Raw genomic sequence first — 12,078 nt, 5'->3', positions numbered from 1 at the left:
ATAATATAAATATAAGCATTTATGTTTATTTGGCTAGATGATAATGATAAATAAAAGCATTATCGTTTGAGTTTGAAGTGTTTCATATTTGAAAGTAATGTTGGTGAGTGGGGTAGCCTTGATTGGGTACTTACTTCCATACCGCAAAAGTGTGTTATTAGTGTGTCTGTTTCTAGTTCTTATTGGAACTGTCTCATGAATGAAATTAAGGATAAATTCATTTAGTACGGGAAATATTGATAAAATTATTTTCGAAAGTGAACATTGGGCCTATGCTTTAAAAATAATTTCAATGGAAGCGAAAAAAAATACGTTCATTTGTCGACAATGCTTTTCAATTGATTTAAAGTTCTGTGCACGTAAGGAACCTAGAACCAGAGGTAGTTTTTACTATGAAAAAATTGATCAATGATGTGGAAAATGTGGTTAAGGAACAGCTTGAGGGTATGGCCCTCGCTCACCCTGAACTGAAAGTAAACTACGAACCCTACTACGTAGTTCGCCAAGATGCTCCGGTTAAAGGTAAAGTCGCTATTGTTTCCGGCGGCGGTTCCGGTCATGAGCCCATGCATGGCGGTTTTGTCGGCAAAGGTATGCTCGACGGTGCCTGCCCCGGTGAAGTCTTTACTTCCCCCACCCCTGACCAGATGTACGAATGCGCCAAGGCCGTAGACAGCGGTGAAGGCGTTCTTTTTATGGTAAAGAATTACACTGGTGATGTAATGAACTTTGAAGCCGCAGCTGAGCTGGTTGCCAGCGAAGGTGTCAAGGTCCAGAATATTTTGATTGATGATGATGTTGCAGTTAAGGACAGCCTCTACACTGCTGGTCGTCGCGGCGTAGGTACTACTGTTCTGGCTGAAAAGATTGTCGGCGCAGCTGCAGAAGCCGGCTACGACCTTGAAAAATGCTCCGATCTCTGCCGCAAGGTCAACCAGTATGGCCGCTCTTTCGGCGTGGCTCTGACTTCCTGCATTGTTCCCGCTGCAGGCAAGCCTACTTTCGACCTTGGTGAAGACGAAGTTGAAATGGGTATCGGTATCCACGGTGAGCCCGGCATCGAGCGTATGCCCCTCAAGTCTGTTGATGAAATGACCCAGTACGCAGCTGAACAGATCATTGACGATCCCGCATACCGTCGCACTGTCCGTGAATGGAACGGTAGCGAGTGGGAAGACAAAGAACTTACTGATGAGCCTTTTGCCAAGGGCGACAACGTTATCGCATTTGTTAACAGCATGGGCGGAACCCCGGTTTCCGAACTCTACGCTGTTTACAGAAAGCTTGATGAAGTCTGCAAAGCCAAGGGCATCAACATTGTCCGTAACCTTGTCGGACCTTACATCACATCTCTGGAAATGCAGGGCTTCTCTATTACTCTGCTCAAGGTAGATGATGAAATGCTCAAATTCTGGGATGCTCCGGCACAGACTCCCGGTTATGTTCGTTAAGCATAACTTTGCAAAATTATTAGTTTAAAATACGCAGGCGTGGGAGAGTTCTTTCACGCCTGCGTTCCCATTTTTTCGAAAGAAGAAGCTTCAGGGCTGACGCTGTTACACGTATATGCCCGTCATAATTTAAATCCTGACCCAGTTTTAGATGGCGTCACCTTTTGGAGGATCATAAATGTCCATGAACAAGGCCCAACTTATTGCATGGCTCGGCAAGCTCAATGAAGTTTATGCCGACAAAAAAGAATATCTCACAGAACTTGATGCCGCCATCGGCGATGCCGACCACGGAATCAACATGAACCGCGGTTTCGGTAAAGTTGCTGAAAAACTGCCCACCGTAGAAGAAAAAGATATCGGTACCATTCTCAAAACCGTGGGTATGACCCTCATGTCCAGCGTCGGCGGTGCCAGTGGTCCCCTTTACGGAACTTTCTGGATGAAGGGCGGCATGCTCATGGGCGGTAAAGAGGAACTTAATTCCGAAGATTTTGCCAAGGTTATCGAAGCTGGGGTTGAAGGTATCCTTCAGCGCGGCAGACCCAATCTGGGCGACAAGACCATGTACGATCTCTGGGCACCTGTGCTTGAAGTTATTAAGGAAAAAGCAGGAAACGGTGATGATGTGCTCGCCATCGTAGATGCTGCGTTGCCCGTAGGTGAAAAGGCCCTTGCCGATACCATCCCCTTGCAGGCCAAGAAAGGACGCGCCAGCTATCTCGGTGAACGTTCCATCGGGCATCAGGACCCGGGCGCAACTTCCTCTTTTTACATGCTTGAGACCCTGAAAGAAGTTTTGTCTTAATTTATTACCCCCACTATATTTACCAATATAGTGGGGGTGATGGAGTTCATTATGGTAGGATTAGTAATTGTTTCCCATAGCCAGACATTGGCGCAGGGTGTTTTGGAACTGGCTGAGCAGATGACTCGCGGTTCTGTGGTTATGGAAGCCGCTGGCGGCATTGATGATCCCGACAATCCCATCGGCACTGACCCCATGAAGGTCATGATGGCCATTGAATCTGTGGCGGCCCAGTCTGAAGAGGGTGTGCTGGTCATAATGGACCTTGGCAGTGCGCTTATGAGTGCTGAAACCGCGCTCGATTTCCTGCCTGATGAGGTCAAGGATAAGGTACTGCTTTGCTCCGCTCCTATCGTGGAAGGGACCATGGCAGCGGCGGTGCAGGCTTCTGTGGGGGCTTCTCTTAAAGAAGTTAGTGCCGAGGCCGGTGCGGCCTTGAATGTGAAGATCGAACAGTTGGCTCCCATTACCGGGGAGACCGTACAACCTGTTGCAGCTGCGCAAGAAGAAGTTCAGGAAGGCCAAGAGCTGAGCATCGACCTGCTGGTGATCAATAAGATGGGGCTTCATGCCCGCCCGGCTGCAAATCTTGTTGCCGAGGCCGGAAAATTTCAATCATCTATTCAGATTCGCAAGGGCGACAAGACCGCGTCCGGTAAGAGCATCAACCAAGTGGCACTGCTGGCGGTTAAAAATGGTGAAACTATTACCGTCACTGCTATCGGTCCTGACGCACAGCAGGCAATTGATGGTCTGAAAGCGTTGCATGCCGATAATTTCGGTGAACGCGATGAAGATGTGGCTGAAGTGGTCATGGAAACCGAACCTTGCAAAATCGGCGGTGAAGGTTTTGTGCATGGTGCTCCAGCATCTACGGGTTATGCAGTTGGCCCGGTTTATGCCCATCTGGCGACCCTGCCGGAAGTAGAGCGGACTGAGGTATCTGACAGTGCTGCTGAAACTGCCCGTCTTGATCAGGCAATAACCACTGCGCTTGCTGATATTCAGGCTTTGCAGCGTGAGACCGAGAAAACCGCAGGTAAAGCTAATGCCGCAATTTTTGAAGTCCACGGTTTGATCCTTGGTGATAAGGATATGCGCGACAAGGCTGCTTCTCTAATTTCTGATGAAAAGATTAATGCCGAGTTTGCGTGGTTTCAGGTCATGGATAAAATGGCTGCTGATTACCGTGAGCTTGATGACGCATATATGCAGGCTCGTGCCGCAGATGTTATGGATTGCGGTGGGCGAGTGTTGCGAGTGCTGACCGGAGAAGGTGAGCAGGCCATCAGGCTTGAGCGCGAATCCATCATCGTGGCCCATGATCTTACACCTTCCGATGTTGCCGGAATGGACCCGGAAAAGGTTCTCGGCATTGTTACCGAGATCGGCGGGGCAACTTCCCATGCCTCTATCCTGTCCCGCTCCATGGGTATTCCTGCTGTTATCGGCACGGGTGAATGTTTCCAGCAGATTTCAGATAGTCAGATGATTGCATTGGACGGCTTTGAAGGCACGGTCTGGACTTCTGCGGATCAGGCCAAGCTTGATGAGATATCCGCCAAGCGTGATAAGTGGCTGGCTGAGCGAGAAGAGGCCAAGGCCAAAGGTGCTGCACCGGCTAAGACCTTTGATGGCACTGAAATCATGGTCATGGGTAATATCGGTACTCCGGCTGATGCTCCTCGCGTGCTGGAATACGGCGCAGAGGGCGTAGGGTTGTTTCGCACTGAATTCCTTTTTCAGGATCGTGAGCAGGAACCGGACGAGCAGGAGCAGTTTGAAGCTTACGTGGAAGCTGCCAAGACCATGAACGGCAATCCGGTTATCATCCGCACTCTTGATATCGGTGGCGACAAGCCGGTTAAATATCTTGATACTCCCGTAGAAGAGAACCCGTTCCTCGGTGAACGCGGTGTGCGTTTCTGCATGGCCCGGCCTGAACTTTTCCGCACCCAGCTGCGCGCTTTGTTGCGTGCTGCCAGCGAGGAAAATATCTGGATTATGTTCCCCATGATTTCCGGGGTGGAAGAACTTCAGGGTGTGCTTGATTTTCAGGCTGAGGTCCGTGAAGGGCTTGTTTCTGAAGGTGTAAAGATCGCTGAAAAGATCAAGACCGGGATCATGATTGAAGTTCCGTCAGCTGTTGCCGAGGCTGAGAAACTTGGCGCAATTTGCGATTTTTTCAGCATCGGTACTAATGATCTGACCCAGTATGTCATGGCTGCGGATCGCGGTAACAAGTCGGTTGCTAAAATCTGCGACAGCCTTAATCCTGCGGTGTTACGTATGGTCAAGATGACCTGTGATGCTGCCAAGGCTACAGGAATTGAAGTGGGCATGTGCGGTGAGCTGGCCGGGAATCCCAAGGCTTCAGCACTGCTGCTCGGACTCGGACTCGATGAACTGAGCATGAGCGGACCTTCTATCCCCGAAGTGAAGGAAGCCATCCGCGCCGTGTCCATGGACGATTGTCGTGCTCTTGCTGAAAAGGCATTGGCAACCAAGTCCGGTGATGAGGTTCGGGAATTTTTATAGCCTCCGGCGGCCAGAGGGGAAAAACTTTTACAAAAGTTTTCCCCTCTGGACTCCCCTTTTCAAAACCTTTCATTAGGGCTTCACCTATAGCTTAGCAGGGCGGAGTGTTAAATTTTAAAGGCCTGTTCTTATTGAGCGGGCCTTTGTTGTGTGCATCAAACACTCATGGCCTTTTCTGCCAGATGGTATGCAATTACCCACATGGTCAGGCAGACCGCGCTGTCCAGCACTCGCCATGTTACAGGCTTCTTAAATAATGGTGCCAAGGCTCTTCCTCCGAACCCGAGGGTATAAAACCATGCAAAAGATGCGGACATGGCTCCGAATCCGAACATATAGCGGTCGATACCGTCATACTGCCCGCTGATGGACCCGAGCATGACCACCGTATCCAGATATACGTGCGGGTTGAGCAGGGTGATGGTCAGGGTTAGCAGGATTACGGACTTTAAGCCCGTCGTTGCTGCCTTCTCAGCTTCAAGCTGTCCTCCCTTAATGGCCGAGCGAAAAGAACCGAATCCGTACCATGTTAGAAAAGCCGCGCCGCCCCAAGCCGCCGGTTTGAGCAGCATGGGATTGGAAGCAATAAGCTGGCCTGTTCCCAGTACTCCCAGTGAAATTAAAAGAGCATCACAAATGGCGCAGACCAGACAAATGGTCATGTGATGGTTTTTTCTGATGCTTTGGGTCAGCACAAAGGCGTTCTGTGCGCCGATGGCGATGATAAGCCCGGCCCCGGTTCCGAATCCCTGCATATATGGAATAATTGATGACATTGTTTGCTCCGTTGTGTTTTTCAGGAACATAAAGCGATGATGTTAATTAGTAAAATTAAACATTTTCATTTCTAATAAGTTTAACTTATAATGAATTCATGCTTGATAACATTTACCTGGAAGCACTGGCAGCGGTAATCGAAGAGGGCGGTTTTGATAAGGCTGCCTTGAAACTGAATATTTCCCAATCAGCTGTTTCGCAGCGCATACGAAATTTTGAAGAACAACTGGGCCGTGTGCTGGTGGTTCGTTCCACGCCCCCTGAACCCACTGAAGACGGGCGCAAGTTGATCAAACATTTGCGTACCATACGGCTCATGGAGAAGGAATTAAGTGATTCCATGCGGCTGAATCCGTCCGGGGAATTCGTGACTCTGCCTGTGGGAGTAAATGCGGATAGTCTTGCCACATGGTTTCTGGATGCCCTTGATAGCTTTTTGAAAGAGCACAATGTGCTGCTTGATCTTTACGTGGATGATGAGAACAGGACCCATGAAATGCTTCGTCGAGGAGAGGTTGTCGGTTGCATCGGCACAGTGGCTAAGCCTGTAAAAGGTTGTCGAAGTGATTTTTTAGCCACGTTTGATTATCTTTGCCTGAGTTCTCCCGATTTTTACCAACGTTGGTTCAGTGATGGGTTTGACCGAGAAACCGTGGCCGAGGCTCCGGCAGCAGTTTTCAATCGCAAGGATGAAACACAATCCCAGATGCTGGAAAAGGTGTTTCCCGGTCAATCGGTAACGCATCCTATATTTTATGTTCCGTCTTCTGAATCTTTTGTAGATGTGGTTTGCCGGGGGCTGGCTTACGGAATGGTACCGGAGTTTCAGGTTCAGCAAGAGCTGGATTCAGGCAGGTTGGTCGAAATTTTGCCGCAGGGTAGAGTCCCGGTTTCGCTTTACTGGCATTCATGGAATGTGGAAACTCAATTACTTGATGGGTTGCGCCGTGAACTTGTAAAATACTTTTAATAAAAAAAGCATACAAACCAGCGTTATTGTTGAAATATCTTTTGTTGTTAGTTTTATTTTTGTTTTTTACGTTGACATCCATAGGGTGTACCTGTAGTTCTACTCCTCTCAGTGACGCGGGGTGGAGCAGCTTGGTAGCTCGTCGGGCTCATAACCCGAAGGTCGTAGGTTCAAATCCTGCCCCCGCAACCACCGATATTTCTGGTCATGACGGAAATGCTTGGGGCAAAAGGCAGGAGCGTTTTTTAAACGCATGATCTTTTGATTGAGTATCAGGCAAGGATGTTCAAAACTTCTTTAACTCCTGATAATATTTGTAATAATCTGAAATAAACTCACCAAGGAGTTGACAGCAGATACCGGAGCATGTAGACATGCTCTCACAGTGACGCGGGGTGGAGCAGCTTGGTAGCTCGTCGGGCTCATAACCCGAAGGTCGTAGGTTCAAATCCTGCCCCCGCAACCACACAGCTTCATCAGAAAGGCTCAACCGAAAGGTTGAGCCTTTTTTTGGGTTTATACTCCAATGTTTTTTCAAGAGGTTTTGGGTCTACACCAAAGAAAGGGGCGCAAGCCGGATTGATCAAATCTCCAACCGTTGATTTCCTTCTCGACTACCCGCACAAAACCCGCACACGCAGCCGATAGTTTTTCGACCTTATCTTCGTACACCGCATCCAACTTGTGAAAGTTGCGTCACCTGTCCTTTTTTATTCTGTCTCATTTTTTACTTCTTTTTTACATTATTCTGACTGTTTAGGTTTTAGTGATGTGAAATATAGAGTTATATCAGTGTGTTGCTGTAAGGTCTTGAGTTTTTGAAGAAAAGCAAAAAAGTTTCAAATATATTTATTTTGACACTAAACAGAGCTGAAAATCTGTGTTAAGGGGTAGGTATCTATCAGTGCCTAGTATGCATTGGGGTGATTTTGTGTACGATGTTAATTAGCTGATTTTACGCTGTTTTTCAATTTAAAGCACGGGAAGGTACGTATGACTACTGAAAATGAGCTTCGAGAAATTGAGAATGGTTTAATTGATATTATTGATGAAGGTATTTCCGCATCAGCACTGGCTGAGCAGGTTGAACGGTTTAAGACAGGTTTTGCGCCGACTCAGCTTGAGCGGGCCTGTACATTGACTGACGGTATTTATCGTATTCAGCCTGCCGAAAAAGAAGAATTGCTCGATTGTTTTGAAGAAGCTGCCGATGAAGGGCGTTTTACCAAGTTTGTCCCGGCCTCCGGTGCTGCTACCCGTATGTTCAAGCACCTGCTGGCAAAGCTGAATGGTGAAGATCTCTCCGAAAAGGATAGCGAAATGGTCCGGACTTTCATGGATCTTCTCCCGGTGCTTCCTTTTTATTCAGATTTGCAGGATATCATGAATGAGAACGGTGACAGTCTTGAAGATGCATATGCTGTTCAGGATTATAACCTGATACTTGAATATTTGCTTACTGAAAAAGGCTTGAATTATGCGGCAATGCCTAAGGGATTGATCCCGTTTCACAATTATGCTGGCGGATACCGCACTCCTTTTGAAGAGCATATTGCTGAGGCTGCCGCTTACATCAAGGATCGCCGGGGTAAGGTTAAGCTGCATTTTACTGTTTCCCCGCTGCATGAGCAGGCCGTGCGTGAACATGTTGATGAAGTTGCCGGTAAGTATTCTGATTGCCGTTTTGATATTGAATATTCCCGGCAGAACAGAAGAACCGACACTGTTGCGGTAGACATGAATAATGATGTTTTCCGAACCGATGATGGTAAGATACTGTTCAGGCCAGCCGGACACGGAGCCTTGCTGGATAATTTGCACAAGCTGCGCGGTGACATTGTTTACCTGAAGAATATTGATAACATTGTTCCTGACAGCGTTAAGGGCGATACCCTTGAATATAAGAAGCTGCTTGGCGGTTTGCTGGTCAGGTTGCAGGATCAGATTTTTGAATGTTTGAACATGTTGGAAAATCATAATTGCAGTGAGTTTGAAGTCGCTGCGGTGGCAATTTTTGCAGTCTCCCATCTTTCCATGCAGCTGCCTGATAATTTCGGCCAAATGAGTCTTGAGGATAAGGTCAGCATGTTGCGGGTCCGGTTGTCTAAGCCGATACGTGTTTGCGGAATGGTTAAGAATGAAGGCGAGCCAGGCGGTGGTCCTTTCTGGGTAAATGGGCCGGATGGATTTGTTTCCGCGCAGATCGTGGAAAAGAGTCAGGTGGATATGAGTAATCCCGAACAGGCGGCTATTGTAAAGAAAGCAACCCACTTCAATCCTGTTGATTTAGTTTGTGGAATGAGAAGTCATCGCGGGGAATGGTATGCATTGAAGAATTTTACCGATCCTGAGACCGGATTCATTTCTACCAAGTCCAAGGATGGTCGCAAGCTTAAGGCAATGGAACTTCCGGGATTATGGAACGGTTCCATGGCTGACTGGATAACTGTATTTGTGGAAGTTCCCCTGAGTACTTTTTCTCCGGTTAAGACTGTAAATGATTTATTAAAGGAAGAGCATCGTATGTAAAAATTGATTTGGTTATACGAACTGAACCCTGATCCGTCTCTGCATATATGTAGGGGCGGATTTTATTTATAGTTAGTTAGGTTGTTACTGTGTATGCTTTTGTACTCTATAGTTGCAGAGACGTGGCTTTGCATGTTACTTATGAATATGTTTGAAAAAAGTTTGTTTTGTTAGGGATAGTTGTGTTTTCAAGCGATGGAGGAAAGTGTGAAAGAAGTTTTGGAGATGAGAAAATTCGTAGCTCCTGAGCTTGTTTTCGGCGTCGGTTCATCAAAGCTTGCCGGTCAGTATGCCGAAAATTTCGGAGTCAACAGGGCCTTGATTGTTACCGATCCCGGTATTGTCGGGTGTAGTTGGGTGCAGGCAGTAGAGCAGAGCTTGCAGGGTGCCGGAATTGAGACCTATATTTTCAGCGATGTCTCGGAGAATCCGCGGGATGTTGAAGTCATGAGCGGAGCTGAATTTTATCTGGAAAACAGATGCGACTGCATCATTGCCGTAGGCGGTGGGAGTCCAATGGATTGCGCCAAGGGAATCGGCATTGTCACCACCAATAATTCCCATATTTTGAATTTTGAGGGCGTGGATATGGTTGAAGTTCCCGGTCCGCCCCTGATTTGTATACCCACCACAGCTGGAAGTTCCGCTGATGTTTCGCAGTTCGCTATTATTACCGATACCGTACGGGATGTGAAAATAAGCATTGTCAGTAAAGCCATGGTTCCCGATGCAGCCTTGATTGATCCGGAACTGACCTCCACCATGGATGCCCAGTTGACGGCTGCCACAGGTATGGATGCCTTGACCCATGCCATAGAGGCCTATGTTTCCAATGCCAATTCCGCTTTGACCGACTTACTGGCCCTTGATGCTATTGAGCAGGTTTCCGGTAACCTTCCCGCTGCGATCAACGATCCTAAGAATCTTGAATTACGTGGGCAGGTCATGCTGGGCAGTATGGAGGCCGGGCTTGCTTTTTCGAACGCTATTCTCGGGGCTGTGCACGCCATGGCTCACAGTCTCGGCGGACATCTGGATCTGCCGCATGGTGAGTGTAATGCTATTTTGCTGCCTCATGTTGTCAGGGCAAATTATCCATCAGCAGTTGCACGGTATTCCCGTGTTGCAGAAAAAATGGGTGTATCCATTGCAGAAAAAACTGACGGGCAGATTTGCGATGAGCTGGTGCAGGCTGTTCTGAACTTGAGCAGAGCTGCGGGAATAAACCAGTCACTGGGAGATCTGGGGCTTATTCGCGATGAAATTCCAAAACTGGCTGAAATGGCTCTCAAAGATGCATGCATGGTTACCAACCCGGTAGAACTCAGTCAGGAAGATGTAGAGAAAATTTATGAAGCGGCGCTCTAAGTCAAAGCCCAATGATAATGTCCGCAACAAACTTATCGGACTGGGCGAAAATTCCATGCGCAAGAGCTATTATCCTGAATTGCGCGAAAGGATTAATGAGCTGGAGCGTTTCAGGGCTTTGGTGGAAAATGCCAACGATGCCCTGTTCGTGCTTGATGCGTTTTCATGGAGTTTTGCCGATGTAAACAAGACCGCTTTGAACAAGACGAATTATAGCAGGGATGAGTTGCTAGATAGCCCGCCGGAACTTGTTTTTCCTGAAGAAACCTGTTTTTTGCTGCATGAAGTGTTGATCGATGATGATGTTTATTCTTCGTGGGATAAAGAAGACGTTTCCATGACCGATTTGCTTGGTCAAGGCGGTTCCAGTATTCCAGTGGAAATGACTCTCAGGGTACACTTTGTGGGCGGCAGGCTTTATATTGTCATGGTTGCCCGTGATGTGCGGCGCAGGCTTGCCGATCAACGGGCGTTGCAGCGTACTCGCAATTATCTCGGTAATGTTATTGATTCCATGCATTCTGTGCTTGTGGGGGTTGATGAAGATTCAAATGTTGTGCTTTGGAATGATTATGCCCACAAGGAAACCGGACGGGCTGCCGAGGATGCGGAAGGAAATTTTGTTTATGAAATGATGCCGGAGTTGCGCCGCTTTGAACACCTTATTTCGGCAACTATCCGGGGGGAGACCGAAGGTGGGACTGAAATTTTCCACATGGACCGTGACGGTTACAATGTTTTTTATGAAATAGTTGTATTTCCGTTTAAGGGAGAAGAGTCCGGTGCAGTCATCAGGATTGACGACATTACCGCCAGAACCCGTATGGAAGAAGTCATGGTTCAGACCGAGAAAATGATGACGGTGGGCGGGCTTGCCGCTGGTATGGCTCATGAAATCAACAACCCTTTGGGTGGTATCCTTCAGGGGGTCCAAAATATCCAGCGCAGGATTTCTGGGCACTTACCTAAGAATCATGCCGTAGCTGATGAATTAGAAATTCCTTTTAAAGCAATTCATGAATATTGTGAGAGGCGGGGGATTCTGCATAAGCTCGAATCTGTGCGGGAAATGGGTGAACGCTCCGCCCGCATTGTTTCCAATATGCTCCAGTTCAGTCGTCAGTCCGGCGGCGAGAGGGTCTGTTCCGATATAAAGAAAATAGTTGAAACTTCCATTGAGTTGTCTTTTAGCGGCTACGACTTCTACAGTAAGTCTGGGGGCGGTGGATTGGAAATTATACGGGAATTGGATGATTCCATTTCCTGTTTGGAATGTTCTCCGTCAGAAATTGAGCAGGTTCTGATTAATTTGCTTAAGAACTCAGTGCAGGCAATCCTCTCTGACCCGGAAAGAAAGGAAGACAGTGTCGCCCGTATTGCTGTTCGTTTAAAGCCTGAGGGTAAATTTGCCCGTCTGGAAATTGAAGACAACGGTCCCGGGATGGATGCGGAAACCCGTAAAAAAGCCTTGGAGCCTTTTTTTACCACCAAGGCTGCGGGGGAAGGGACCGGACTCGGACTATTTGTGTCCTATTTTATCATTACCCAGAAGCACGGTGGAACTTTTGAGATTGAGACCAGTCCCGGTAAGGGAATGAAAATTATTATAAAAATTCCTATTAAATGTTAATGTTTGG

The 12,078-nt window shown here is 47.7% G+C and carries 8 protein-coding genes and 2 tRNA genes; 9 read left to right on the top strand and 1 reads right to left on the bottom strand.

Annotated features, from left to right (window positions below):
- Nucleotides 1-392 precede the first annotated feature (392 nt).
- The 3 genes from dhaK to ptsP all read left to right on the top strand — a co-directional run bounded on the left by dhaK (nucleotide 393) and on the right by ptsP (nucleotide 4,797).
- Nucleotides 393-1,451 carry a dihydroxyacetone kinase subunit DhaK gene (dhaK, locus tag FMS18_RS04420; RefSeq protein ID WP_163292539.1) on the top strand — a complete coding sequence of 353 codons (1,059 nt, stop codon included), beginning with the start codon at nucleotides 393-395 and terminating at the stop codon, nucleotides 1,449-1,451.
- A gap of 178 nt (nucleotides 1,452-1,629) precedes the next feature.
- Entirely contained in the window at nucleotides 1,630-2,259 is a 630-nt protein-coding gene (gene dhaL / locus FMS18_RS04415; RefSeq protein ID WP_163292538.1) for a dihydroxyacetone kinase subunit DhaL, read from the top strand.
- 51 nt (nucleotides 2,260-2,310) lie between these two features.
- Nucleotides 2,311-4,797, top strand: coding sequence for a phosphoenolpyruvate--protein phosphotransferase (gene ptsP, locus FMS18_RS04410; RefSeq protein ID WP_163292537.1), 2,487 nt, complete (start codon nucleotides 2,311-2,313; stop codon nucleotides 4,795-4,797).
- Between the two features lie 155 nt (nucleotides 4,798-4,952).
- On the opposite strand, the gene FMS18_RS04405 is transcribed toward ptsP, so the two are convergent.
- Nucleotides 4,953-5,573 carry a LysE/ArgO family amino acid transporter gene (locus FMS18_RS04405; protein WP_163292536.1) on the bottom strand — a complete coding sequence of 207 codons (621 nt, stop codon included), beginning with the start codon at nucleotides 5,571-5,573 and terminating at the stop codon, nucleotides 4,953-4,955.
- 98 nt (nucleotides 5,574-5,671) lie between these two features.
- On the opposite strand from FMS18_RS04405, the gene FMS18_RS04400 reads away from it, so the two are divergent.
- From FMS18_RS04400 to FMS18_RS04375, 6 genes are all read left to right on the top strand, one after another.
- The gene (locus tag FMS18_RS04400) at nucleotides 5,672-6,544 is read left to right on the top strand and encodes a LysR family transcriptional regulator ArgP (protein ID WP_163292535.1); all 873 of its coding nucleotides are present in this window, start codon (nucleotides 5,672-5,674) and stop codon (nucleotides 6,542-6,544) included.
- 115 nt (nucleotides 6,545-6,659) lie between these two features.
- Nucleotides 6,660-6,736: transfer RNA gene (locus tag FMS18_RS04395), tRNA-Met, on the top strand.
- Nucleotides 6,737-6,933: 197 nt separating this feature from the next.
- Nucleotides 6,934-7,010 (top strand) — tRNA-Met (locus FMS18_RS04390).
- Nucleotides 7,011-7,537: 527 nt separating this feature from the next.
- The gene (locus tag FMS18_RS04385) at nucleotides 7,538-9,073 is read left to right on the top strand and encodes a DUF4301 family protein (RefSeq protein WP_163292534.1); all 1,536 of its coding nucleotides are present in this window, start codon (nucleotides 7,538-7,540) and stop codon (nucleotides 9,071-9,073) included.
- 207 nt (nucleotides 9,074-9,280) lie between these two features.
- Complete coding sequence (gene ercA, locus FMS18_RS04380; RefSeq protein WP_368854144.1) at nucleotides 9,281-10,441, top strand: alcohol dehydrogenase-like regulatory protein ErcA; 1,161 nt, start codon at nucleotides 9,281-9,283, stop codon at nucleotides 10,439-10,441.
- A complete protein-coding gene (locus tag FMS18_RS04375; RefSeq protein WP_163292532.1) occupies nucleotides 10,425-12,071 on the top strand; it encodes a PAS domain S-box protein in 1,647 nt (548 codons plus the stop codon). The genes ercA and FMS18_RS04375 overlap by 17 nt, the downstream gene beginning before the upstream one ends.
- Nucleotides 12,072-12,078: the final 7 nt, after the last annotated feature.

This window comes from Desulfovibrio sp. JC022 (assembly GCF_010470665.1).
GTDB lineage: Bacteria > Desulfobacterota > Desulfovibrionia > Desulfovibrionales > Desulfovibrionaceae > Maridesulfovibrio.
Note: the sequence above shows the minus strand (reverse complement) of the source record. Positions and strands in the feature narration are given on the sequence as shown.